Source organism: Paraburkholderia sp. Tr-20389, assembly GCF_017104565.1.
GTDB lineage: Bacteria > Pseudomonadota > Gammaproteobacteria > Burkholderiales > Burkholderiaceae > Paraburkholderia.
The window spans coordinates 126,395-150,091 of sequence record NZ_JAAGPD010000025.1 but is presented as its reverse complement, the minus strand read 5'-3'; the positions used below and the strand labels follow the sequence as shown (position 1 = coordinate 150,091).

General features: G+C 61.5%; 22 protein-coding genes. 6 read left to right on the top strand and 16 right to left on the bottom strand.

All coding sequences use genetic code 11. The annotated features are described in order from the left end of the window. Nucleotides 1-220: 220 nt before the first annotated feature. From ggt to G3N95_RS22445, 10 genes are all read right to left on the bottom strand, one after another. Nucleotides 221-1,978, bottom strand: coding sequence for a gamma-glutamyltransferase (ggt, locus tag G3N95_RS22490; protein ID WP_205972272.1), 1,758 nt, complete (start codon nucleotides 1,976-1,978; stop codon nucleotides 221-223). A gap of 127 nt (nucleotides 1,979-2,105) precedes the next feature. Beyond that, on the bottom strand, nucleotides 2,106-3,503 hold the full coding sequence (locus G3N95_RS22485; protein WP_205972271.1) for an aspartate aminotransferase family protein: 1,398 nt from the start codon (nucleotides 3,501-3,503) through the stop codon (nucleotides 2,106-2,108). Between the two features lie 36 nt (nucleotides 3,504-3,539). Further along, the gene (locus tag G3N95_RS22480) at nucleotides 3,540-5,045 is read right to left on the bottom strand and encodes an NAD-dependent succinate-semialdehyde dehydrogenase (protein ID WP_205972270.1); all 1,506 of its coding nucleotides are present in this window, start codon (nucleotides 5,043-5,045) and stop codon (nucleotides 3,540-3,542) included. A gap of 32 nt (nucleotides 5,046-5,077) precedes the next feature. Continuing rightward, on the bottom strand, nucleotides 5,078-5,254 hold the full coding sequence (locus tag G3N95_RS22475; RefSeq protein WP_205972269.1) for a hypothetical protein: 177 nt from the start codon (nucleotides 5,252-5,254) through the stop codon (nucleotides 5,078-5,080). A gap of 686 nt (nucleotides 5,255-5,940) precedes the next feature. Then, the gene (locus tag G3N95_RS22470; protein WP_205972278.1) at nucleotides 5,941-6,411 is read right to left on the bottom strand and encodes an Lrp/AsnC family transcriptional regulator; all 471 of its coding nucleotides are present in this window, start codon (nucleotides 6,409-6,411) and stop codon (nucleotides 5,941-5,943) included. A 15-nt stretch (nucleotides 6,412-6,426) separates the two neighbouring features. Next, nucleotides 6,427-7,467, bottom strand: coding sequence for a N(2)-acetyl-L-2,4-diaminobutanoate deacetylase DoeB (gene doeB / locus G3N95_RS22465; RefSeq protein ID WP_205972268.1), 1,041 nt, complete (start codon nucleotides 7,465-7,467; stop codon nucleotides 6,427-6,429). 4 nt (nucleotides 7,468-7,471) lie between these two features. After that, nucleotides 7,472-8,683 carry an ectoine hydrolase DoeA gene (gene doeA, locus G3N95_RS22460; RefSeq protein ID WP_205972267.1) on the bottom strand — a complete coding sequence of 404 codons (1,212 nt, stop codon included), beginning with the start codon at nucleotides 8,681-8,683 and terminating at the stop codon, nucleotides 7,472-7,474. Nucleotides 8,684-8,692: 9 nt separating this feature from the next. Further along, nucleotides 8,693-9,694 (bottom strand): cyclodeaminase, encoded by a 1,002-nt coding sequence (locus tag G3N95_RS22455; RefSeq protein ID WP_205972266.1) that lies wholly within the window; start codon nucleotides 9,692-9,694, stop codon nucleotides 8,693-8,695. After that, complete coding sequence (gene eutB / locus G3N95_RS22450) at nucleotides 9,691-10,683, bottom strand: hydroxyectoine utilization dehydratase EutB (RefSeq protein WP_205972265.1); 993 nt, start codon at nucleotides 10,681-10,683, stop codon at nucleotides 9,691-9,693. Before eutB ends, G3N95_RS22455 begins: the two co-directional genes overlap by 4 nt. A 155-nt stretch (nucleotides 10,684-10,838) precedes the next feature. Continuing rightward, complete coding sequence (locus G3N95_RS22445) at nucleotides 10,839-12,236, bottom strand: PLP-dependent aminotransferase family protein (protein ID WP_205972264.1); 1,398 nt, start codon at nucleotides 12,234-12,236, stop codon at nucleotides 10,839-10,841. A 240-nt stretch (nucleotides 12,237-12,476) separates the two neighbouring features. On the opposite strand from G3N95_RS22445, the gene ehuB reads away from it, so the two are divergent. The 4 genes from ehuB to ehuA all read left to right on the top strand — a co-directional run bounded on the left by ehuB (nucleotide 12,477) and on the right by ehuA (nucleotide 15,738). After that, the gene (gene ehuB / locus G3N95_RS22440) at nucleotides 12,477-13,331 is read left to right on the top strand and encodes an ectoine/hydroxyectoine ABC transporter substrate-binding protein EhuB (protein ID WP_205972263.1); all 855 of its coding nucleotides are present in this window, start codon (nucleotides 12,477-12,479) and stop codon (nucleotides 13,329-13,331) included. 195 nt (nucleotides 13,332-13,526) lie between these two features. Beyond that, complete coding sequence (ehuC, locus tag G3N95_RS22435; RefSeq protein ID WP_205972262.1) at nucleotides 13,527-14,198, top strand: ectoine/hydroxyectoine ABC transporter permease subunit EhuC; 672 nt, start codon at nucleotides 13,527-13,529, stop codon at nucleotides 14,196-14,198. Next, nucleotides 14,195-14,854 carry an ectoine/hydroxyectoine ABC transporter permease subunit EhuD gene (ehuD, locus tag G3N95_RS22430; protein ID WP_205972261.1) on the top strand — a complete coding sequence of 220 codons (660 nt, stop codon included), beginning with the start codon at nucleotides 14,195-14,197 and terminating at the stop codon, nucleotides 14,852-14,854. The genes ehuC and ehuD overlap by 4 nt, the downstream gene beginning before the upstream one ends. A gap of 59 nt (nucleotides 14,855-14,913) precedes the next feature. Beyond that, nucleotides 14,914-15,738, top strand: a complete 825-nt coding sequence (gene ehuA, locus G3N95_RS22425) for an ectoine/hydroxyectoine ABC transporter ATP-binding protein EhuA (RefSeq protein WP_277398027.1) — start codon at nucleotides 14,914-14,916, stop codon at nucleotides 15,736-15,738. Nucleotides 15,739-15,780: 42 nt separating this feature from the next. Here ehuA and G3N95_RS22420 read toward each other — a convergent pair whose 3' ends face one another. The 5 genes from G3N95_RS22420 to G3N95_RS22400 all read right to left on the bottom strand — a co-directional run bounded on the left by G3N95_RS22420 (nucleotide 15,781) and on the right by G3N95_RS22400 (nucleotide 21,323). Next, entirely contained in the window at nucleotides 15,781-17,184 is a 1,404-nt protein-coding gene (locus tag G3N95_RS22420) for an MFS transporter (protein WP_205972260.1), read from the bottom strand. A 796-nt stretch (nucleotides 17,185-17,980) separates the two neighbouring features. Next, nucleotides 17,981-18,745, bottom strand: coding sequence for a phosphocholine cytidylyltransferase family protein (locus tag G3N95_RS22415; RefSeq protein WP_205972259.1), 765 nt, complete (start codon nucleotides 18,743-18,745; stop codon nucleotides 17,981-17,983). Between the two features lie 21 nt (nucleotides 18,746-18,766). Continuing rightward, nucleotides 18,767-19,771, bottom strand: a complete 1,005-nt coding sequence (locus G3N95_RS22410; protein ID WP_205972258.1) for a flippase-like domain-containing protein — start codon at nucleotides 19,769-19,771, stop codon at nucleotides 18,767-18,769. Next, nucleotides 19,768-20,637, bottom strand: coding sequence for a 2OG-Fe(II) oxygenase (locus tag G3N95_RS22405; protein WP_205972257.1), 870 nt, complete (start codon nucleotides 20,635-20,637; stop codon nucleotides 19,768-19,770). The genes G3N95_RS22410 and G3N95_RS22405 overlap by 4 nt, the downstream gene beginning before the upstream one ends. Then, on the bottom strand, nucleotides 20,634-21,323 hold the full coding sequence (locus tag G3N95_RS22400; protein ID WP_205972256.1) for a CDP-alcohol phosphatidyltransferase family protein: 690 nt from the start codon (nucleotides 21,321-21,323) through the stop codon (nucleotides 20,634-20,636). Before G3N95_RS22400 ends, G3N95_RS22405 begins: the two co-directional genes overlap by 4 nt. Nucleotides 21,324-21,582: 259 nt before the next feature. Between G3N95_RS22400 and G3N95_RS22395 the strand changes: the two genes are divergently transcribed. Both G3N95_RS22395 and G3N95_RS22390 read left to right on the top strand, forming a co-directional pair. Continuing rightward, entirely contained in the window at nucleotides 21,583-22,020 is a 438-nt protein-coding gene (locus G3N95_RS22395; RefSeq protein WP_205972255.1) for a hypothetical protein, read from the top strand. Between the two features lie 673 nt (nucleotides 22,021-22,693). Continuing rightward, nucleotides 22,694-23,122 (top strand): HIT domain-containing protein, encoded by a 429-nt coding sequence (locus G3N95_RS22390; RefSeq protein ID WP_205972254.1) that lies wholly within the window; start codon nucleotides 22,694-22,696, stop codon nucleotides 23,120-23,122. Nucleotides 23,123-23,150: 28 nt separating this feature from the next. Here the strand turns inward: G3N95_RS22390 and G3N95_RS22385 are convergent, their stop codons facing one another. Further along, complete coding sequence (locus G3N95_RS22385) at nucleotides 23,151-23,657, bottom strand: hypothetical protein (protein WP_205972253.1); 507 nt, start codon at nucleotides 23,655-23,657, stop codon at nucleotides 23,151-23,153. Nucleotides 23,658-23,697: the final 40 nt, after the last annotated feature.

Genomic DNA, 23,697 nt, shown 5'->3' with positions numbered 1-23,697 from the left:
GATTTACGCTCCACGCTTCCTCCCCACACTCGGTCGCCCTCATGCAGTTGCGCTTCACTTCATTCGCTGTGACCAGCTTATGGCGGGACTTGCACCCGCAGGAGTGCGCCCATGCTGGGCGCACAAAAAACAGCGGGCACCGCCCATCGGCGATGCCCGCTGCAAAGCGAACCGGCTGGACGCCGCGCGGATCGATGCGGCGTCCAGGTCTGCAGTTCGATCAGGGTATCACTCGCGTCACGCCTCGTCCTCGCGGATCGGATACCGCTTCCGGCGTTTCGCCGTCGATCTTGATCGCCTGAATGTCGCCGTTGAAATCCTGCGCCTGCAATTTATAGCCCTTCGCCCTGACCTGCTCCGCAAGCTCGCCGTTGATGGGCGCATACGGCTCCCAGAAAATCGTATTCGGCGGCAGCAACTGATGGTGGAAGCGCATCGCACCAACGGCTTCCTTCAGCGGCATGTTGAAGTCGTACACGTTGTTGATCACCTGGAAGATCGACGTGAAGATGCGCGAGCCGCCCGGTGTGCCGATCACCAGCGACACCTTGCCGTCCTTCGTCAGAATGGTCGGCGTCATCGACGACAACGGACGCTTCTTCGGCTCGATCGAATTCGCGTCGCTGCCCACCACACCGAACATGTTCGGCACACCTGGCTTAGAGGCGAAGTCGTCCATCTCGTCGTTCAGTACGATGCCCGTGCCTTCCGCCACCACGCCCGAGCCGAAGTAACCGTTGATCGTGTACGTGTTCGACACGGCATTGCCCCATTTGTCGACCACCGAGAAATGCGTCGTCTCTGCTTTCTCAGGCATCGACATGCCGAGGCCCGCGATGACGCTCTTCGTGTCCGACGGCGCAGACGGATTCACTTCCGATGCGCGCTTTGCGATGTATTCGTCGTCCGTCAGCTGAGAGACAGGCACCTTGTAGAAATCCGGGTCGCCAAGATATTGCGCGCGATCCGCGAACACACGCTTTTCGATTTCCGCAATGAGGTGAATGTACTGCGGCGAATTGAGATCGATGCGAGTGAAGTCGCTCTTCAGATCCGCCTTCATCTTCAGCAACTGTACGAGTCCGATGCCGCCCGAACTCGGCGGCGGCGCGGTGATCACGCGATAGCCGTTCCAGTTAGCCTGCACGGGTTGACGCCATACGGCCTTGTACTCTTGCAGATCGCGTTTCGTAATGAGGCCATGCCCTTTCATCGACGAAGCGATCAGATCGGCTGTCTTGCCATTGTAGAACTCGCGCGCACCTTGATTCGCGATGCGGGTCAGCACGGCGGCGAGTTCGGGTTGCCTGAAATTGACGCCCTCTTTCAGATTGCCGAAATAAGTATCGAAGTTCGTCTTGCCCGCAAAGTCCTTCTCGGCATCCTCACGCCGCTTTGCGAGCTGTGCGTCGACATCGAAGCCGTCGCGCGCATACTTGATCGCGGGCGCGAGCACCTGCTTCCATTTCAGCTTGCCGAATCGATGCTGCGCTTCCCACATGCCCGCAACGGTGCCCGGCACGCCGACCGCGTCATAGCCGACCAGGCTCTTCCCTTTGATCACGTTGCCCTGATCGTCGAGATACATGTTGCGTGTCGCGGCCAATGGTGCGCGTTCGCGATAGTCGATGAAATACGGTTTGCCGTTCACATACAAGGTCATGAAACCACCGCCGCCGATGTTGCCGGCTTCCGGGTACGTCACGGCCAGAGTGAACGCAATGGCGACCGCCGCATCGACGGCGTTGCCGCCTTCCTTGAAGATCTGTTCCGCTGCATCGGCGCTGTATTTGTCAGCGACCGCGACGGCCGATGCGTTCAGTACAGGCTGTTGTGCAGCGGGCGCTTTTGCGTAAGCGGGTGCGGATTCGAGAAAGCCGGCTGAAGTAGTGAAGACTCCGGCGATGGTCAGTGCTGTTGCAGAGAACTTTGCCTTATCGATTAATTTCAATGCGTGTCTCCCAAAACGTTCATTCATTAAACAAGCGAAAAGCCTGTCTTTGGGCTTATAACACGCAAGCTGCGCATTTGCGAAACGGCCCCATGCGTTACGCATAGGGCCGTATTCATTCGCTTATTCGATTTGCATTAGAACGATGAAGATCTCAAGCAACCGTGGATTCCTTTAGCACTTGAGAAGCCACTTCATCGACGGCAGCTTTGGTCAGCTTGACGATCTCATCCACTTCATCACGCGTCGTCACGAGCGGCGGCGCGAAGCCCAGGATGTCGCCATGCGGCATTGCGCGTGCAATCAGGCCGCGTTGCATGGCAGCCGCCGACACGCGCGGGCCGACCTTCAATGCGGCATCGAATGGACGGCGCTCGTCCTTATGCGCCATGAATTCGAGCGCTGCCAGCATGCCTGCGCCGCGTACTTCGCCGACGAGCGGATGCGAGTCGAACGCGGCATGCAAGCGCTGCAGCAGATAGCCGCCGACATCGGCTGCATTTTGCGTGAGGTTCTCGCGCTCCAGAATGTCGAGATTCGCGAGCGCGGCAGCGGCGCAGATCGGGTGCCCCGAATAGGTCCAGCCATGTCCCATCGGGCCATGTTCCTGCGAGCCTTGAGCGATCACATCCCAAACCTTTTCACCGACGATCACCGCCGAAAGCGGCGCATACGCGCTCGTCAAACCCTTTGCAACCGTGATGAGATCGGGCTCGATGCCGAAATGCTGCGCCCCCATCTTCGAACCAAGACGGCCGAAGCCGCACACCACTTCATCGCTGATCAACAGAATGTCGTGCTTCTTGAGCACTTTCTGGATCGCGGGCCAGTAGCCGGCTGGCGGCGGCAGGATGCCGCCCGTACCCATCACCGGTTCGCCGATGAATGCAGCAATCGTATCGGCGCCTTCTTTCGCAATCAGCTTCTCGAGTTCTTCGACGCAATAGTCGACGAACTGCGCTTCGTTCATACCCGCAGGCGCCTGGCGATACCAATGCGGACACACAGTGTGCTTGACGCGATCGATGGGCAGATCGAAGTGCTGATGGAAACTCGGCAATCCCGTGAGACTGCCCGTGACGATGCCGGACCCGTGATAGCCGCGCTGGCGCGAAATGATCTTCTTCTTGTTCGGGCGGCCCTTCACGTTGTTGTAGTACCAGACAATCTTGATCTGCGTTTCGTTCGCATCGGAGCCGGACAGCCCGTAGTACACCTTCTTCATGCCTTTCGGCGACCAGTCGATGATGCGCGACGACAGTTCGATGATCGTATCCGTCGAATGGCCGACATAGGTGTGGTAATACGCGAGCTTCTTCGCCTGCTCATAGATCGCGTCGGCGACTTCCGTGCGGCCGTAACCGATATTCACGCAGTAAAGGCCTGCGAATGCGTCGATGAACGACTTGCCTTGATGATCTTCGATGCGGATGCCTTTCGCGCCCGTGATGATGCGGCCGGGCAATGCGCCGCTCGCGTGATCGTGAGCGTGCGTCGACGGATGCATGAAGTGCGCGCGGTCCGCGCTAAACAGTTGATCGAACTGGGTCATGGGACACTCCGTTTAATCGATAGTTGAATGAGCCGTTCACGCAGCAACTGGCCGGTGAACAGAAGCAATAGCGTCGGCGATGGGCAAGCCCAGTTGACCGAGGCAGAAGTAACGCGTTTCGACGAAGGGCTCGAAGCCTTCGAGCCCGCCTTCGCGGCCCAGACCCGATGCCTTCATGCCGCCGAACGGAATCGGCGCGCCCGTGAACTTTGCGCCGTTCACGGAGACCATCGCGAAGTCCAGTTGGCGAATCACCTGAAAGACCGTGTTCAGATCTTTTGCGCACAGATAGGCGGCGAGACCGTGTTCCGTGTCGTTGGCGCGCGTGATGGCTTCTTCCAGTGTGTCGAACGGCGACACGGCTGAAATGGGCGCAAAGTTCTCTTCGTCGTAGACGCGCATGCCTTTTGCGGCATCGGCGATCACGGTCGGCTCGAAGAACCATCCACCACGAGCATGCGGCGTGCCGCCGACCAGAATACGCGCGCCTTTGACGCGGGCATCTTCGACGCGCTGCTGCGTCGAATCGAACGCGGCCTGATGCATCAGCGGACCGACTTCGGCGCCGGGCTCGAATGCCGAGCCTACTTTCAATGCGCGCACGGCCTGTGCATAGCGTTCGACGAAGGTGTCGTACACGGGGCGCGCGACGAGAATGCGATTTGCGGCGCAGCAGTCCTGCCCTGACGTCTGAAACTTTGCGGCGACCGCGACGCGCACCGCCTGTTCCAGATCGGCGTCCTCGGTCACGATGAATGGCGCATTGCCGCCGAGTTCGAGCGCTGTCTTCTTGATGCCGCTTTGCGCGGCCGCCTGCATGACGAGGCCGCCGACACGCGTCGAACCGGTGAAGCTCACGGTGCGTACGCGCGGATCGCGCACCAGCGTTTCCATCGCCATTTGCGGCTCGCCGAGCACGACATTGAATACGCCGGGCGGGAAACCGGCTTCTTCCGCGAGCTGGGCGAGTGCTAGCGCGGAGAATGGCGTCTCGTGTGCGGGCTTCACAACGACCGTGCAACCGGCTGACAGCGCCGCCGCTGCCTTGCGCGTGATCATTGCGTTCGGGAAATTCCACGGCGTGATCAATGCGGCCACGCCGACGGGCTCCATTATCGTGCCGAGATGCGCTCCATCGATGTGCGTTGGAATGGTCCGGCCATTCAGCCGCTTGCCTTCGTGTGCGAACCATTCGATGAAGCTCGCGCCGTAGGCGATTTCTCCTTGCGCTTCGGCAAGCGGTTTGCCTTGTTCGAGGGAGAGTATTCCTGCGAGATCGTTCTGGTGCCGGAGTACGAGTTCGTGCCAACGAAGCAGTAACGCTGCGCGTTTTGCTACTGGGACCCAGCGCCATTTTTCGAATGCGTTTTGCGCCGAGGCGATTGCTCCGGTGATCTGCTCGCGGTTCAGCATCGGGACGTGGCCTATCACCTCTTGATCCGCGGGGTTCTGCACCGCTACCGTGGAGGCTGTCTCGCTGTGGACCCAGCGGCCGTCTATGTAACACAGTGACTTGAATAGAACGGGGTGACCTAGCAGCATGGTTGCTCTCCTATATGCGGTTTCCTTATCGATCACTTTAATGCCGCTGCGCGCCGTGCTTTTTTTGTTTTGGCTTTTTTCTGTTTGTGTTTTTTCTGCTTTTTTTGTTTTCGTTTTGGTTTTTTCTTTGCTGGGATTTGGGTTGTGTTGTTGCTGGCATCCGCGTTGTGCTTCTGGTTTGCTGGTGTTGCCCCTGTGCGGGGCGGCACTTACTTTCTTTGCCGCCGCAAAGAAAGTAAGCAAAGAAAGCGGGCTCACACCGCCAGTGCTAGTTCTTGCCTGCGGGCCCCCAGCTGTTCTTACGCTTCACGCGGCAACACGCCATTTTTCCGCCCGTTGCCAGCGTGCCAACTGCACGCATCACCCACTTCACGCTCCCGCGTCATGGATCGCGTTACCAGACGTCCACGGCCGCCCAGGTGGCAAACTGTGTGTAGGCCGTCTGGACGGAAATGCACCACTCCGGACTGAAAAGCGGGATCGGTGTCGTAGGAGCGCGAACGCGTACGGTGCAACAACCTACACACCGTTTGCCACCTGGGCGGCGCGGACGGGTCGCTGCCGCTGGCTGCCTGCGGGTGACTGGAGTGGGTGATGCGCCGGTTCAAGGCGCTGGCAACGGGCGGAAAGAAGCGTGTTGCCGTGTGAAGTGCGGGACCCGTTGGGGGCCCGCAGGCAAGAACAAGGGCTGGCGGGGTGAGCCCGCTTTCTTTGCTTACTTTCTTTGCGGCGGCAAAGAAAGTAAGTGCCGCCCCGCACAGGGGCAACGCTAGCAAACCAGAGACATCACGCGGACGCCAGCACAGCGGCAAAGCCTCAACGGCAACACCAGCAAACCAGAAGCAAAATCGCGAATGCCAGCGACACCGCAAACCCCAACCGCGGATACCAACAATCACACCTCCCACTCGGAAAACCCATCACAACCATCCTTAACAACCTTAGTCACCACATAAGTGAAATACCTTTCAATTCCAATCTCTTCGGTAAGCAAAGCATCAATAAACCGCTGATAGTGATCAATATCACGAGACACCACGTGGAGCACGTAATCAACGCCTCCGCCAGTGGCATGACACTGCGTCACTTCATCGGCGGATAAAACCCGTTCCTCGAAGCGCCGCATATCCTGCGCGGTATGCCTCGCCAACGTGACCTCGACAATAATGCGACTACCCTTAAAGGCTTTAGTCCAGTCAATATCCGTTCGATAACCACGAATCACACCGCTCTCTTCAAGCCGCTTCACACGCTCCCATGCAGGCGAAATAGAGAGATTCACTTCCTCGGCGAGACGCGACTTCGTAATACGTCCGTCCCGCGCAAGAATGCGAAGAATGGCAAGATCATAGCGATCGAGTTTCAACATCGGCACACACCCCTAACGCTTCGCCAGATCGGAAGAAACTGGAATGCCCCGCTCGACGATATCGGCCACCACAGCCACCGTATCGCCGATATGCACGAGACCCGGAAAATGCCTCGCCGCAAGCAATCCGCTACGCTTCGCGCGGTACTCGACCGAAGACGCCCCAGTACGCGTCATGTCGTGCACGCGCGCGATCACTTCACCTGCTTCGACGTTGTCGCCCAGGTCCTTGCACAGTTCCAGCAACCCGTCATGCTCGCTCGTCGTGTAACAACTGCCGTCCGGCATATCGAGCAAAGTGGTCGTGCGCGCTACATCGCCCACGTCGTCGCGTAACGACAAAATACCCGCGTTGGCGAGAAAGCCCCGCACGCCGCGCTCAGCGACAGCAACGCTCGCCACCGTCGCCGTGCCGCCGCCGCCCAGTTCCGTCGATACGAATACCTTGCCCGCTTCCTCGACAGCCGTATCGAACAAACCGACGCTATCCAGCTCGAGCATCCGCATCGAATACGGTGCGCCGAACGCGTGCATCGCCGCTTCGCAACGCGCCTGCTGCGTCGCATCGTCCAGCACGTGCACGGCGGCGAACGGCACGAAGTCGAGCGTGCGGCCGCCTGCGTGCAGATCGAGTACATAGTCCGCAAGCGGCAACAGATAACGCTGAAAGTAGTCGGCGATCTTTTCCGTGACCGTGCCGTCAGGCTTACCCGGGAACGCGCGATTGAGATTGCCGCGATCGATCGGCGACGTGCGGCTGCCCGCGCGAAACGCCGGGTAGTTCATGAACGGCACGACGATCACGCGCCCTTTCACGTCGCGCGCCTTCAATGTCGACGCGAGCTTCGACAGCACGATGGGCCCTTCGTACTCGTCGCCGTGATTGCCGCCCGTCAACAGCGCGGTCGGTCCATCGCCGTTGCGGATCACCGTGATGGGGATCATCACGGCGCCCCACGCTGAAGCGTCATGCGAATGCGGCAGCTTCAGGAAACCGTGCTGTTCGCCGTCGACATTGAAATCGACCGTGGCCGAAATGGGTGAAGCACGCATTGCACTACTCCTTCACGAACAGCTTGCGCGGCGTGTTGCAGAACGTCTCGACGCCCGACTCCGTAATCAGGATGCTCTCCGTGATTTCGAGCCCCCAGTCGTCGAGCCACAGGCCCGGCATGAAGTGGAACGTCATGCCGGGTTCGAGGACCGTCTTGTCCCCGGGACGCAGGCTCATCGTGCGCTCGCCCCAGTCGGGCGGATAGCTCGCACCGATCGGATAACCACAGCGGCTGTTCTTCTCGATGCCCGATTTGCGCAGCACCGCAAAGAACGCATTCGCAATGTCTTCACAGGTATTGCCCGGCTTCGCCGCTGCGAGCCCCATTTCGATGCCTTCGACAACGGCCTTTTCCGCATCGATGAAATGCTTCGGCGGCTTGCCGAGATACACCGTGCGAGACTGCGGGCAGTGATAGCGCTTGAAGCAGCCCGCGATTTCGAAGAACGTCCCCGCGTTGTTCGCAAACGGCGTGTCGTCCCACGTGAGATGCGGCGCGGCGGCGTCGGCGCCCGTCGGCAGCAGCGGCACGATGGCGGGATAATCGCCGCCATATTCGTCCACACCCGTCACGCCTGCCGAATAAATCTCCGCCACGAGATCGTTCTTGCGCATGCCCGGCTCGATCCGCTCGACGATATGCGCATGCATCTTCTCGACGATGCGCGCAGCAATGCGCATGTACTCGATCTCGCGCGGCGACTTCACGGCACGCTGCCAGTTGACGAGAGCCGTCGCATCGTGCCAGGTCGCCTGCGGAAGATTGCGTCGCAGCGACGCATAGGCGGCAGCGCTGAAGTAGTAGTTGTCCATTTCCACGCCGATCCTGCGCGCCTGCCAGCCGCGCGCTTCGATCACTTCGCGCGCGAGATAGTCCATCGGATGACGCTCGGTGGACTGCACGTAATGATCCGGATAGCCGACGATGTTTTCGCGCTTCATGAACACCGTACGCAGCGCGCCGTTCGCGTCCTGCCCGCGGCCATACCAGACGGGCTCGCCGTCGAGCGCGAGCAACACGCACTGATGCACGTAGAACGACCAGCCGTCGTAGCCAGTAAGCCATGCCATGTTGGTCGGATCGGTCACGATCAGCAGATCGATCTGGGCTCTCTCCATTGCGCGCCGCGTCTTTGCGATGCGCGCGTCGTACTCGCCGCGATCGAACTGCAGGCGGACGACAGGCGTCACTGCCGGTTGAGATGTATCTGACATGGTCTCCTCTCAGCGCTTCATGTCGTTGCGGAAAAAGGTCCCTGCGTTGGCCGCGTGCGCACGCGCGACAGCGAGGGTCGCGATGGCCGTGTCCTGCGCACCCGTGCCCGTGAGGTCGCATAGCGTGATGTCGTTGTCGCTAGTGCGGCCTCGGGTCTGTCCTGCGATGATCTGGCCGAGCTCCGCGTACTGCGCGCCTGCATCGACGGCGCCCGCTTCGAGCGCGTGATGCAATTCGCCGAGCACGCGCGTCTGCGTGACGCGGTCGCACACATAACGCACCGCCGCCAGTGCTTGAGGTGCGATCTCGTTCTTGTGCTCCGCGTCCGAGCCCATCGCCGTGATGTGCAGGCCGGGATGCAAGTCATCTGCATGAATCAGCGGCTGGGTGCTCGGCGTCGTCGTGATGGCGATGTCCGCTTCGGCGAGCGCGTGATGCACGTCGCGCGCGACTTCGCATGCGATATGCAATTGCGCGGACATCTCCGCAGCAAATTGCTCGGCATTCTTGCGATTGCGCGCCCACACCGTTACGCGGTCGACCTTTCGCACCATCGTCAACGCCTGCAATTGCAGACGCGCCTGTTCGCCTGCGCCGATCATGGCGACATTCGGCGCATGCTGTTTCGCGAGCCAGCGTGCTGCAACGGCGCCCGCCGCTGCCGTGCGCACCGCCGTGAGATATCCGTTGTCGAGCAACACGGCTTCCGTCAGCCCCGTTTTCGCGGACAGCACCAGCATCAGGCCATTCAGGCTCGGCAAGCCGAGCTTCGGGTTATCGAAGAAGCCGGGACTTACCTTGATCGCGAAGCTGTCGAAGCGCGGCAGATACGCGGTCTTCACGTCGACTTCGCCGCGATGCTCGGGGAGGTCGAGCCGCAAGATTGGCGGCATCGCGACGGCTTCCGTTGCGAGCGAAAGAAACGCGGCTTCGACCTGGTTGATTGCGGCAAGATCGAGCGGCACGAGTTCTCGCAGTTGTGCTTCGCCGAGCAGGGTAATGGCCGTCATGCCGTCACTCCTTGTGAGGCCTCGCCGACGATGCGGCGATGCTGGTTCATGTCGATGTTGGCGCCCGTCACGATCAGCACGATCGGGCCGCGCGCTGCGGATGAATCGCCAAGCCGTCCCGCGAGCAGCGCGGCAATGCCGACGGCAGCGGCGCCTTCGAGCACGAGATGCTCGTCTTCGTACGCGTGCACGATGCCGCGCGCAATCGATGCCTCGTCGAGCAGCACGACCTCGTCGATCAACTGACGGGTCAGCGAAAAGGTGTGCTGGTTATCGAGCCCGATTCCGCCGCCCAGCGAATCTGCGAGCGTTTCCCGTTCATCGACGAGCACCGGCTTGCCGGCCGCGAGGCTCGCGTGCATCGCCGCGCCGCGCTCCATCGTTACGCCCGTCAGACGCACTGACGGCGCAATCCGCTTCGCGGCGAACGCCACGCCGGCGAAGAGTCCGCCGCCCGACAGCGGCACGACGATCTGTTCGACATCGGGCAAGTCTTCGACGATTTCGATGCCGATGGTCGCTTGCCCGGCGATCACGTCGAGATGATCGAAAGGCGGCACATACGCATAGCCTTCTTCGCGCACGAGGCGTTGTGCTTCGTGCTGCGCGTCGTCCTGACTCTTGCCGACGATGTGCGCATGCGCACCGAGCGCGCGCACGGCTTCGACCTTGTTCGACGGCACGAGCGACGACATGCACACGGCCGCCTCGATGCCGAGCGCGTGCGCAGCGTGTGCGACGGCGCGCCCATGATTGCCCGTCGATGCCGTGACGACCCGCGTGCAACCCGTTTCGGCCAGACGCACGAGCGCATTCGTCGCGCCGCGCAGCTTGAAGCTGCCCGTCGGCTGGACGGTTTCGAGTTTCAGATAGACGGGTGCGTCAGCGAGCGCCGACAAGGCGCGCGATGCGACGAGCGGTGTACGCAGTACGCGCCCTTCGATACAGCGCCGGGCACGATAGACATCGGCAAGCGAGAGGTCGGACATTGACGGGCCTTGCACATGTTCACGACCGATGCGGCGCGCGTCGCGGTATTCGACGCGTGTCGTAACGGACTCAGTGCGGCCAGTCTAATGTTCTAAATATTGTTTTCTATTGTCCTGGTACATTTCGTTTTGCATGCCCGCATGCGATGACACGCTCAACCGAAGTCATGCACCTGCGGATATTGCTCGAACACGTCACGCATCGTTTCGAGCGCTTCCTCGAACACCTCGTCGCTCACTTCCGCGCCCACGCAAAGCCGCACGGCATTGGGACGTTCGGCGCCACGCACGAGAAACGGATCGGGCGATGTCACCGCGATGTTCCGGTTGCGCAGCTCGCGCACGAGCCGATCGGCCTGCCAGTGATCGGGCACGCGCAGCCAGACGGACAGCGCCTGCGGATGCGAGCCGAGCACGTACGGGCCGAGCACTTTTTGCGCGAGTGCCTGACGCACCGTGAGCCGTCCGCGCTGCATCTCGACGAGACGCGCGGCCGTGCCGTCGTTGATCCAGCGCGTCGCGACCTCCGCCATCGGCGAAGTCGCCATCCAGCTGCTCACGCGCAGCACGCTTTCAGCACGCAGCGCGAGACGGCGCGGCGTCGTCATATAGCCGATGCGCAAGCCCGCCAGCACCGACTTCGACATGCTCGTGCAATAGAAGGACAGATCGGGAATATGACTCGAGATCGGCGCGGGCCGCGTCGCGGGCAACGGGCCATACACATCGTCTTCGATCACGAACACGCCGTAGCGCTCCGCAATGCGCGCAATCGAGCGCCGCCGCGACTCGGGCATCAGCGCGACGGTCGGATTGTTCAGCGTCGGCGTGCAGACGAGCGCCGTGATGCGCTCGCTGTCGCACATCTCTTCGAAGTGCTCGGGATGAATGCCGTATTCGTCGATCTCCAGTCCCTTCAACGTAAACCCCAGGACATTCGCGGAGCCGATGACGCCGTGATCGGTCAGACTTTCGCACAGTACCGTATCGCCGGGTCCGACGAGCGACGCGAGCGCGAGAAAGATGCCGTGCGCCGCGCCATTCGTGACGAGCAGCGTATCCATCGAAGCGGGCATGCCCATCGACTGCAGCCACGCGATGCCCGCCTGTCGATGATGCTCGAAGCCGGCAATCGGCCTGAAGGCGCGTATCCACGGCTGGTCGTCGATCTTCGAGAGCGTCGCGCATACCTTGCGCCACATCGCATCGTGCTCGGGCGTGTGGATGATGCGCGCAATCGAAAAGTCGACCACGGAACGTTCCGCCGTATCGAGCATGTAGTTCGACATCGTCTCCGTCACGCGCTCGGCGACGAAGCTGCCGCGTCCCACTTCGCAGCGGATCAGCCCTTGACGCTCCAGTTCCTTGTAAGCGTTCGTGACCGTCTGCACGCTGATCGAGAGTTCCGATGCCACATCGCGCTGCGGCGGCAGACGCGCGCCCGCACGCAGCGATTCGCTTTCGATGTCGCTTGCGATCGCCTTGACCAGTCTCTTGTATTTCGACTCGACGCCATGCACCGCGCCGACTGCTTCCCGCCAATGTTCGATCACCTGCCGCCTCTCCCGTACAAGGCATGTTCACAACATGCATAGTGCGACGAAAGCACCTCGGAAAATTATTGTCCTAGAGCAATCAGAACAAAAAAATGGCTTTGTATGCTGCGTTCATGGGTCGCATCCCGGGACATGTCGAATGCTCCGGAATGCTTGCCACATCGGGTTTTCCCGGGTTTCAGGCGCACGCCGCACCGCGCCATTTATCACTCTTGTTCGCCCTCATACGGAATCGATATGAAATCGAAGCGCACGTCAGTCATGCTCGGCGCCTTCTGTCTCGCGGCAGCCGGTCTCGTCATGCACACCCAGTTCGCGTCGGCTGAAACGACGTTGCAGCGCATCCAGCGCACCGGCGAGGTGCGCATCGGTTACGCGAACGAAGCACCGTTCGCCTATACGCAGCCCGACGGCAAGGTAACGGGCGAATCACCGGAAATCTCGCGCAAGATCTTCGAGAAGCTCGGCGTGAAGAAGGTCGATGCCGTATTGACGGAATGGGGCTCGCTGATTCCGGGCCTGCGTGCGGGCCGCTTCGACGTGATCGCGGCAGGCATGTACATCACGCCTGAGCGCTGCAAGCAGGTCGCTTTCGCCGACCCGCAATATCAGATCCAGGACACGCTGCTCGTGACGAAGGGCAATCCAAAGAATCTGCACAGCTATGGCGATATAGCGAAGCAGCCGGACATCAAGCTCGCGGTGATGTCGGGTGCCGTCGAAGTCGCCAATTCGCGCGATGCCGGCGTCAAGGATGGGCAACTGCTTCAGGTGCCCGATACGACGGCGCAATTGCAGGCGGTGCGCACGCGTCGCGCCGATGCGGCAGCAGGTACCGCCCTCACGATGAAGGGCCTCGCTTCGAAGGATGCGGGCCAGGTCGAAACGGTTTCGACCTTCAAGGACGATCCGAAACATACGGGCTATGGCGCGCTTGCGTTCCGCCCTGAAGACACCGATCTGCGCGACGCCGTGAACAAGCAGTTGCATCAATGGCTCGGCACGCCCGATCACCTCGCGACGGTTGGACCGTTCGGCTTCGACAAGACGAACCTGACCACGAAAACGGCCGCGGACATCTGCGGCAAGTGATTCGACGCCATGTCGTGACGGCTATGCACGCATCTACGTGTATAGCCGTCGCAGGGCCGCGATTCCATGCACGGCTGACGCGCTGCGTCATGCGCAGCGCAACGTGTATCGCGCGCTCCAGGGAGGCATCTGAATTGCTTCCAGCATTCAATCCAGCGCGCGTCCATGCGCCATCATGCAAGCGAGGCAACCGCCATGCGTGAACTGTTTCCCCTGCTGCTGCAAGGCACGATCGTCACGATCGAGATCGCCGCGTTCGGCACGCTGCTCGCCATCGCGATGGCATTCGTCGCCACGGCCGCCAAGCTCGCCCCTTGGGCGCCCGTGCGCTGGGTCGGCAATGTGTATGTGGAAGTCTTTCGCGGTACGTCGCTGCTCGTACAGCTCTTCTGGTTCTTTTTCGTGCTGCCGCTGCCGCCGTTCAGGATCGAACTGACGCCGTTCACGGTGGCTATCGTCGGGCTTGGTTTGCACTACGGCGCCTATGGTTCGGAGATTCTGCGCGGTGCGCTGCGCTCCGTGCCGGGCGGTCAGTTCGAAGCCGCCGTCGCGTTGAACATGTCGGCTTTTACGCGCATGCGCAGAATCGTGCTGCCGCAGGCGATGATCAACGCCTTGCCGCCCGCGACGAACCTGATGATCGAACTGTTGAAGGGCACGTCTCTCGTCTCGCTGATCACGCTGTCGGACCTCACGTTCCGCGCACGTCAGCTCGACGAAGCGACGTTCAAGACAGCCGAGATCTTCTGCCTCACGCTCGTCATCTATTTCGTGCTCGCACAATTGCTCGCCACGCTGATGCGTCATTTCGAACGGCGTGTGAGTCACGGCATCATCGCTCACACCACGCGAAAGGCGGCGCCATGAATCACTTCTTCGATTTGCAGTACGCCGCGCATATCCTGCCCGATCTGGCGCGCGCATCGATCTACACGATCCTGATCACGCTGGTCGGCTTTGCAATTGCACTCGTGCTCGGCCTCGTGTTCGCGATCTTGCGGCGCAGTCATATCAAGCCTGTTTCGCGCACGGTCGGTTTCGTCGTCGAGTTCATCCGCAGCACGCCGCTGTTGATCCAGGTGTATGTGCTGTTCTATGTGCTTCCCATCTATGGCGTGACGATGTCGGCACTCACGGCAGGCACGATCGGCATCGCACTGCATTACGCATGCTATACGTCCGAGGTCTATCGCGCCGGATTGAACGGCGTGGCGCGCGGTCAGTGGGAAGCAGCGTGCGCGTTGTCGCTGTCGCCGTGGCGCACGTATAGCGGCGTGATTCTGCCGCAGGCCGTGCGGCCCGTGATTCCTGCGCTCGGCAATTACCTCGTCGCGATGTTCAAGGACACGCCCGTGCTGTCGGCCATCACGGTGGTCGAACTGATGCAGCAGGCGAAGAACGTAGGTTCGGAAACGTTCCGCTACCTCGAGCCGATTACGCTTGCGGGCCTGTTCTTCCTCGTCATCAGCATTACGTTCGCGCAACTTGTGCGGCGGCTGGAATTCCGCCTGAGGCTGCCATGAAAACGCACGCAGACACCGACCCCCGTTTGCAGTCCGAGTCCCCTGTGATGGAGAAAGAGATGAAGCGAGATCCCGTTGCCGCGCTGCGCGAAACCTCGAACGCGAAAGGCGAACAGCCGATGGTCCGGTTCGCCGGCGTGACGAAGCGCTATGGCGCGCTCACCGTGCTCGACGAACTCGATCTGGAAATCGCGCCCAACGAGAAAGTGGCGATCATCGGCCCAAGCGGCTCGGGTAAATCAACGCTATTACGCGTGCTGATGACACTCGATCCGTTGACAGGGGGCATGATCGAAGTGGACGGCGAACCTTTGACGCATATGCGCAAGAACGGCTCGCTCGTGCCGGCATCGCAAGGACATCTGCGCCGCGTGCGCAGCAAGATCGGCATGGTGTTTCAGAGCTTCAATCTGTTTCCGCACATGACGGCGCTCGCCAATACGATCGAAGCGCCGATGCAGGTGCTCGGGCTGTCGAAGAAGGAAGCGACGGAACGCGCGCGCGAATTGCTGACGCTGGTCGGGCTCGAGGACAAGTGCAATCACTATCCGTCGCAATTGTCGGGTGGTCAGCAGCAGCGCGTCGCGATTGCACGCGCGCTGGCGATGCGGCCGAAAGTCATGCTGTTCGACGAGGTGACGTCAGCGCTCGATCCCGAACTCTGCGGCGAAGTCTTGAACGTGATTCGCCGTCTAGGCAAAGAGCACAATCTGACGATGCTGATGGTCACGCACCAGATGGGCTTTGCGCGTGAATTCGCAGACCGCGTGTGCTTCTTCTCGCAAGGCAAGATCATCGAGCAGGGTCCGCCGCAGCAGTTCTTCACATCGCCGCAGCATGAGCGCACGCAGCAGTTCTTGCGTGCGGTTCGCGAAGCCGTTTGATAGGGTTGCGCGACGTTCGCGGCCGCGAATGTCGCGCGAGTTCTATGCCCGCCCTCGTCCACCGCGAGCGAGTTCTTCGCCGCTGTTGTGCGGCAGCTTCGCCGTCACGGGAATCGACGCAAGCGAGAACAGGCCAACCACGAAGAACGCGGGCCAGAAGTCGGTCCATACGATGGTTGGATGACCTTGCAGCTTGTGCGAGATCTGCAGCACGATGCCCGCGAAGGTCACGCCAAGACCTAATGAAATCTGTTGCACGACGCTTGCGACGCTCGTCGCGCGTCCCACATCGGAACTCGGAATATCCGCATAGGCGAGCGAGTTGAGCGACGTGAACTGCAGCGACGGAAACACGCCGCCGAACAGCACCACACACCAGATCAACGCGAGCGGCGTGCCGGGTCCGAACAGCCCGTAGCTCGCGATCGCGCAGCCGGCGAGGATGGCGTTGAACATCAGCACACGTCGAAAGCCGAAGCGCGCGAGCACTGACGACGCGATTGTCTTCATGAAGATCGAACCGAACGCCGACGCGCACGTGATCGTGCCCGCTCCGAACGGCGTCATGCCGAGCCCTTCCTGTAACGCGAGCGGCAACAGGAACGGCACGGCGCCAAGACCGATGCGAAACAGCGACCCGCCTACGACGCTCGCGTGGAAGCTCGGAATGCGCAGCAGCTTCAGATCGAGCACGGGACGTTCGACGCGGCTCGCGTAGCGCCAGTAGATCAAGAGCAGTATGGCGCCGACGATGCACATGGTCGTCGAGACGCCGTTCGACACCAGTTCGCCGCCGACCAGCGACAAGCCCAGCATGAACAGCGATGCGCCGCTCGCGGATAGAACGAAGCCCGTCCAGTCGAGCGGCCCTGGATGCGCTTCGCGCATGTTCGCGATATGCCGGTTAGTGAGCCAGATGCCGAACAAGCCGATCGGAATGTTGACGATGAAGATCAGGCGCCAGTGCAGATACGTCGTGATGAAGCCGCCCAGCGGCGGGCCAACCACCGGGCCGAGCAGCGCGGGCACGGTCAGATAGTTGACGGCGCGGATGAAGTCCGACTTCGGCACTGAGCGGAAGATGATGATGCGCCCGACGGGCACCATCATTGCGCCGCCGATGCCTTGCACGAAGCGCGCGGCGACGAAGAGCGGCAGATTCGTCGATGCGGCTGCCATCAGCGAGCCGAGCATGAAGATGCCGATTGCCGTGCGGAATACGGAGCGTGGGCCGTAACGGTCGGCGACCCAGCCGCATACGGGAATGAAGACACCCAGGCCGATGACGTAGGCGGTGATCGCGAGTTTTAACGTGATCGGGTCGTGGCCGAGATCGCGGGCAAGCACTGGCAGCGAAGTGACCAGGACTGTCGAGTCGACGTTCTCCATGAACATCGCGCAGGCGACGATCAGGGGGACGATGAAGGCGCCTATTGCCAGGGGCATGAAGTTTGGGTTTGGGTTTTGGGTTTTGGCTACGCCGTTTTGGCTGTAGCGGTGTCGGTTTTTCGCTGGCATCCGCGGGTTGCTTTTCGCTTTCGCTGGCATCCGCGGGTTGCTTTTCGCTTTCGCTGGCATCCGCGGGTTGCCTTCGTATTTCATGCGTTGCCCCTGTGCGGGGCGGCACTTACTTTCTTTGCCGCCGCAAAGAAAGTAAGCAAAGAAAGCGGGCTCACACCGCCAGTGCTACTCGTTGCCTGCGGGCCCCCAACAGTTCTTACGCTCCACGCGACAGCGCGCTTGTTTGCGTTCGTTGCCAGCGTGCTAACTGCACGCATCACCCACTTCACAATCCCACATCACGTTTCGCTTTACCCGAAAAACCACGGCCGCCCAGGTGGCAAACGGTGTGTAGGTCGTCGCGGCGGAAGTGCACCACTCCGGACTGAAAAGCGGGATCGGTGTCGTAGAAGCGCCATCGCAAGCGGTGCGACTACCTACACACCGTTTGCCACCTGGGCGGCGCTGACGATTCGCTGCCGTTGGCTGCGCTACGGATGATTGTGGCGGGTGATGCGCTTGTTCAACGCGCTAGCAACGAGCACAAACAAGCGCGATGCCGTGTGAAGCGTAAGAACTGTTGAGGGCCCGCAGGCAATCACTAGCACTGGCGGGGTGAGCCCGCTTTCTTTGCTTACTTTCTTTGCGGCGGCAAAGAAAGTAAGTGCCGCCCCGCACAGGGGCAACGCCTGAAGAACCACTACGAAAGCGCGGATGCCAGCACACCCACAAGCAAACCACCTTATCGCGCCGCGCCCACGAGTGGCTGCAACACCGGCAAAATCTCAACCGTAGCCCGCTTCACATCATTCGGAAAATCAATCTCGATCCACGGCGCGCCCGTGACATCCGCCGTGTCGAACACATGGCTGCGCTCGAGCAGCAGATCCCGCACAGCCTCCTCGTGAGGCATATTCGCGCGCCCACTGTCGACATACCCCGCAACGATCTCGGCAAAACGCTTCGCCGTCTCTTCGCGCAGACGGAAAAACCCAACCGACTCGCCAATCGTGTCGTACTCGAGCCCGACCGCCAGCTGCTTGCGCAACTCGACAGGCACACCGTCCTTCAAACACAGCTTGACGGGCTCATCGCCGGCTTCGAAATCGCGGTCGATGAGCAGGCGATTCGCATGCTGGCCCGCCACCAACGCGCTCAGGATACGCTCGTCGTACAGCACGTCGGCGTCCATCAGCAACACGTCGCCGCCGCTCGTCATCGCGTCCGCAACCGTGTGGACCGTCAGCACACTGCCGAGGTCGAAACGCGGATTCAGCCTGATCTCGACCTTGTGCGGCCAGTCGATCCGCTTCAGTTCGGCCTCGACCAGCTCCGGCTGGAAGCCGAGCGCCAGCACGACGTCATCGACACCCGCGGCATCGAGCATCTGCAGATGACGCTCGAGCAAGGTCACGCCTTCGAAACGCAACAGGCATTTGGGAAACTGTTCTCCAACGGGTTGCTGAAGACGCAGGCCAAGACCTGCAGCAAGAATGATGGCGCGCATTCGCGGTCCTTTCTAAAAAAATCAATCGACAGCGGGCAGACGCGTTGCGCGCCGCCGCTGCCAGCTACGTTCGCTGAAGTGCAGATAAAGCAGGCCCGGCAAGCCGAGCAGCAGTTCGCGCGCGCGCTTCACCAGCGACAGCGCGAGCGCCGCTTCCGGCGGCAGGCCAACGAGAGGCGCCAGCAGCAAATAGCCGCCTTCCTGAACGCCGAGCGAGCCTGGAATCGCGAAAGCCGCGCCGCGAATCGCCTGCCCGAGGCTTTCGAGCAGCAGCGCGTCGACCCAACTCACAGGATGACCGAGGAAGCGCAGCGCAAGCCACACTTCCACCGTACCGACGATCCAGCCTGCGAGGCTGAATGCGAAGCTAGCCGCAACCTTGCCGCGCTGATCGTACAGTTCGCGCACGGCGACGTCGACGGCATCGGCACGCGTGGTCAGCGCCGACCAGTCGCGCTTGCCGAATACCTTCGACACGACGCGCAGCGCCTTGCCGAACAGGCCGCGGCGCTGCGCGATATAGAAGCCGACGATCATCGCGCCGAGCACGACCGTTGCGATCAGCGCCGCCGTCTGCAGGTCCTGCATCGCGCCATGTGCGGCCGACGCACCGAACAGCAGCAGGCCGAGCATCGCGAAGACGATCTGCGCGAGCGCCTGCAACGTCGTGCTCACGGTGATCGCAGCGGCCGCGTCGCGCATGCGCAGGCCGCGTTGCGACAGCTGGCGCACCATCATCACGGGTCCGCCGATCTGACCGGCGGGCAACAGGCTATTCACCGATTCGCCGATCCAGCGCGCGAAAACCGCGTCGCGTTCGGTCACTTCCTTCTGCTTGCGGTCGAACATCACCGAGATCGCACCCGCATCGAGCACGAGCGGCAGCAGATGGAACGCCGCGACGATCGCGAGGCCCCAGCCGGCCGCCATCAGCGTCGACACAACCGAACCGAAGCCCTGCCATGCGAGCAGCGCGACGAACAGCCCACCGCCGATCGTCAGCAGGATCATGGCTGCACGCGTCACACGCCTTCTCCTTTGGCATTGCGACGCGCGAACTGGCTGAACACCTGGCGAAAGCCGAAGTACGCAATGGCGTCCTTGAAGTTCGAGATCACGCGGCGCCACGGACGCATGTTCGGATCGGTGACGTACTCGAACGTCAGCGACACGCGCATTTCGTTGTCGAGCGCAGGCGTGATGCGATGGCGCAGCTTGTCGCCGTCGAAGAACACGAGACCGCCCGGCGGAATCTGCACCGAACCCGGTTCGTCGGCCTTCTCGGAGTTGCGCGTGTGCAGTTCGTAGTCGAGACGGCACGACGATTCGTCGATCACGCCGAGCAGCAGCGTATAGCGGCGGCCGTCGTAGTAAGACGTGTCGTAGTGCCAGCCGATGTGATCGCCCGGCTTCGTGTAGTAATAGAGCGCGTACGCGTGCGGATCGTCGGCCGGCGACAGCAGCAGCTTGTCGCCCGTCAGATGCTCGAGCCAGCTGATCAGCTCTTTCGAGCGATACAGCTGCGCGATAAACGGCGCGAGCCGGTCGATCGTATGACGGCTGACGCTGCCGCCCTGCTTGTGGCCCGGCAGATAGTTGCGGTTCACTTCCGGCAGCAGTCCGCGCGCCGCGGCGACCAGTTGTGCGGTCACTTCGGGCGCGAGGAAATCTTCGAGGTACAGAAACGCGCTCTGATCATCGAAGTCCTTGCGCAGTTGCGCATTGTCGAAGGTGCGGACACGGCTCGCGACGGCGCGATCCGGATCGGGCGCGCCATTCGACTGCGATGCCGACGCAGACGCCGTTCCAGAAACGGCAGAAGCCGGCGCGAGGCCGGCTGCGGTATCCATCGAGTTGGGTGTAATCACGTTTTCTTCTGCGGGGACGCTCATCGGCTGACCACGGCTTGACTGTTTTCTTGCGCGGGACGACTGCGGCGCACGACACGCCGGTAATCGAGCACCACATACGCAGCAAATAACGGCGCGCCGATCGACGCAGCCACGAGAAACGGTGCAACGCCGCCCGTCAGTGTGACGAGAGGCAGCAGATACAGGATGTCTTCAGTTTCGAACCCGCCGACCGACGCCTGCTTCGTGCCCGCCTTGCCCGCCATCTCCTCGATGCGCATGCGCAGGAAGAAGATCAGCGCAACCGCGATACCCGCGATCGTGCCGAGCAGGAACGGCGGAAGATGCAGACCGATCAGGTTGTCGACCTGCGCCGACGTCATCCCGTAGCCCATACCGCCGAACAGCAGCACCGTGACGAGGGCGTCGCACGCGAGATCGTAAAAATGACCGATGCGGCTTGTCTTGCCGCTGACGCGCGCGAGTTCGCCGTCGGTGTGATCGACGAAATTGGACAGCACGATCAGGAGCGCGCCGACGTTGGTCCACGCGAAACCGCCGCGAGCCAATGCCAGGCCACCCGCGAGACCGATCAGCAGGCGTACGGTCGTCAGGTGATTCGGCGTAACGGGTGTGTCCACGAGCGGCATGATGAGCCGCCGGGCAAGCCGGGCGTCCCACATTCTCGGCGGCGGAACGTTCCGGGGAGGGTGTGATTGCGAAGTCATAACCCGGAAATATATACGGGATCGCGATTTCTTGCCTGAGTCGGGCACAATTCTGTTGCTTTTCAAAGACCTACCGTGGTTCACCCGACAGCACGATTTTCCGAACGCAGGTAGAGTGCGCGTCTGTCACGCCGATGTTACCGCATCGCCGGGCCGCCATTCTCGCTGGTTTAGCGTCGATCGTCACGGTTTCTTCGTGCTTCATACCGCTTTTGTCTGTGCGCGCTCAAAGTGCTCGCGCGCATGTTCCGTCGAAAACATGAGATACCTTTTTGTCCGTTCCGTCTTGATCGCCATGCTGCTGTCGGCGCTGCCGCTCGCGGCTCGCGCCGCGTCGCTCGATGCCGCGCTCGCCTGCGATCAATCGGCCCACAAGTTCATCGCCGACCTCGCCGCGCAACAGCTGATCGACCCGAAGCCGATGCGCGTCGAAAGCAATTCGATCAACGCGTTCCGTCCCGTGCGCGGCGCGAATCTGGACGCGTACGGCTTCGGCGTGTTCGCCGTCGTCGGGTATGAACAGGACGACCCCATTTTCCGCGTCGGCAGCGGCGAGCCGCTTGCGAAATCGGCCTATGGCGCCGTGGTCTGGGGTAGCGACGAGAAGGTGCAGACCGCTGTGACGGCGGCGGGCAGCAACGCGATCGTCCATCACGTCGCGCCGCATGTGACGGCGATTTTCTGCAAGCGCAGCTAGAGGCTTCGCGCGCGAGGCTCGGCCGCGAGTTATCAACATTTTTCGTGGGTAAGGCTGTGAGTATCCTGCGCACGAACGTCGCAAGTCATTGATCCCACTCGGAATGTATGTCGTGCACGAGAAGGTGCGTCTGCCGGCTGAACCGTTACCCGACGTGACGCGCTTACCCGCATGCTTGTCCACAATTTCTGGGGGCAAGCCTGTGAGCAACCTGAGCAAGACCGACATAAGTCATTGACGCGATTCGGATTGCTCCTCATGCACTCGAGCACGCTCAACTCGAAGACTGCTTTCGGCGCCCGCGACACGCTTCGCGGTTGTCCACAGTTTCTGTTCAAAAGCCTGTGAGTATCCTGAGCAAGACAGCGGCAAGTGTTTGACGCGATTGAGTTTGAAGGCGCTGCACGCAGTGTGCGAGCGGCGCCGCGTGCCGTCGCGCGAATCGCGGCTACCCTGGTTGTCCACAGATTTTGTTGGCAAGGATGTGGACAACCTGAGCACACCGCTCGCAAGTGCCTGCTGAGAAAGGAAAATCGGGCCGCGTTGCCGATCGATGCAACGACGCTTGCGCGCAGTCGAGCGATCAGGCGAAAAGCGCGTCGGATAAAATCCCCGGACCCATCATGCACGGCCTCCCGAGCGAGGCCATTGCGACTGACCACCGGAGCCTCTCATGCCCTACGATCAGCAGAACCCGTTTGCCCGCATCCTGCGCGACGAATTGCCGTCCATCCGCATCTATGAAGACGAGCACACCGTCGCGCTGATGGACATCATGCCGCAGGCGGAGGGCCACGTGCTCGTTCTGCCGAAAGAGCCCGCCGCCGAGCTGTTCGAACTGTCGGAGGACGCGGCAGCGGCCGCGATCCGCACGACGCGCAAGATCGCGATTGCCGTCAAGGCTGCGTTGAACCCGCCCGGGATGATGATCGCGCAACTGAACGGCGCAGCTTCCGGCCAGACCGTGCCGCACGTGCACTTCCACGTGATTCCGCGCCACGACGGCATTCCGCTCAAGATTCACGCCGCCGAGCGCGCCGACATCGACGAACTGCGCGTGCTGGCGGAGCGCATCAAGGCGGAACTGAACCAGTCCGCCTGACTCGCCACAGTCTGATGGAGACGCGGCGTCAGCCGCCGGGCCGACGGAATTCGTTCTCGACCCACGACGCCGCGCTCGCCCTGCTGAACTTGAAGTTCGGCGCGACTTTCACTTGTGCGAGCTGTTCGCCGAACGTGTCGAACGCGGTGAGCAACGCATAGGGATCGTCTTCGTCAGGCACGATGTCGAGCGTGACCTCGACGATGTTCTCGCCGGATTCCACGGTCATCCGCTTGTGCAATTGCGCGTGCAGTTGCTGTTCATGCCGGCGCAACACTTCCGATGCCGTCTTCACGAGCGTGTTGAACGCCCCGACGTCCAGCGGCTTCGGATTCTTCTTGTCGCGGCCCATCGTCCACGGGCCCACCAGCGCGGGTTCGGCCTCGCCGTCCTTGATCATCTCGACAGCCCAGCCGTCGTCGTCTTCGTTCTTTTTGACGCGCGCGGTCCAGCCGTTGTCGGCCCACAGGCGGTCTTCGTGGATGGCTTCGGACGCGTTGCCTGCGTCGGGTTCGGAGAGAAGCGTGTCGGTCATTGCGGAATACGTTCGGGTTCGTCGGGCGCCGCGCCTTCAG

Coding starts and splice junctions, on each gene's coding strand:
- ggt (WP_205972272.1), bottom strand. CDS start 1,978: ATGAATGAACGTTTTGGGAGACACGCATTGAAATTAATCGATAAGGCA.
- G3N95_RS22485 (WP_205972271.1), bottom strand. CDS start 3,503: ATGACCCAGTTCGATCAACTGTTTAGCGCGGACCGCGCGCACTTCATG.
- G3N95_RS22480 (WP_205972270.1), bottom strand. CDS start 5,045: ATGCTGCTAGGTCACCCCGTTCTATTCAAGTCACTGTGTTACATAGAC.
- doeB (WP_205972268.1), bottom strand. CDS start 7,467: ATGCGTGCTTCACCCATTTCGGCCACGGTCGATTTCAATGTCGACGGC.
- doeA (WP_205972267.1), bottom strand. CDS start 8,683: ATGTCAGATACATCTCAACCGGCAGTGACGCCTGTCGTCCGCCTGCAG.
- G3N95_RS22455 (WP_205972266.1), bottom strand. CDS start 9,694: ATGACGGCCATTACCCTGCTCGGCGAAGCACAACTGCGAGAACTCGTG.
- eutB (WP_205972265.1), bottom strand. CDS start 10,683: ATGTCCGACCTCTCGCTTGCCGATGTCTATCGTGCCCGGCGCTGTATC.
- ehuB (WP_205972263.1), top strand. CDS start 12,477: ATGAAATCGAAGCGCACGTCAGTCATGCTCGGCGCCTTCTGTCTCGCG.
- ehuC (WP_205972262.1), top strand. CDS start 13,527: ATGCGTGAACTGTTTCCCCTGCTGCTGCAAGGCACGATCGTCACGATC.
- ehuD (WP_205972261.1), top strand. CDS start 14,195: ATGAATCACTTCTTCGATTTGCAGTACGCCGCGCATATCCTGCCCGAT.
- ehuA (WP_277398027.1), top strand. CDS start 14,914: ATGAAGCGAGATCCCGTTGCCGCGCTGCGCGAAACCTCGAACGCGAAA.
- G3N95_RS22420 (WP_205972260.1), bottom strand. CDS start 17,184: ATGCCCCTGGCAATAGGCGCCTTCATCGTCCCCCTGATCGTCGCCTGC.
- G3N95_RS22415 (WP_205972259.1), bottom strand. CDS start 18,745: ATGCGCGCCATCATTCTTGCTGCAGGTCTTGGCCTGCGTCTTCAGCAA.
- G3N95_RS22405 (WP_205972257.1), bottom strand. CDS start 20,637: ATGAGCGTCCCCGCAGAAGAAAACGTGATTACACCCAACTCGATGGAT.
- G3N95_RS22400 (WP_205972256.1), bottom strand. CDS start 21,323: ATGACTTCGCAATCACACCCTCCCCGGAACGTTCCGCCGCCGAGAATG.
- G3N95_RS22395 (WP_205972255.1), top strand. CDS start 21,583: ATGAGATACCTTTTTGTCCGTTCCGTCTTGATCGCCATGCTGCTGTCG.
- G3N95_RS22390 (WP_205972254.1), top strand. CDS start 22,694: ATGCCCTACGATCAGCAGAACCCGTTTGCCCGCATCCTGCGCGACGAA.
- G3N95_RS22385 (WP_205972253.1), bottom strand. CDS start 23,657: ATGACCGACACGCTTCTCTCCGAACCCGACGCAGGCAACGCGTCCGAA.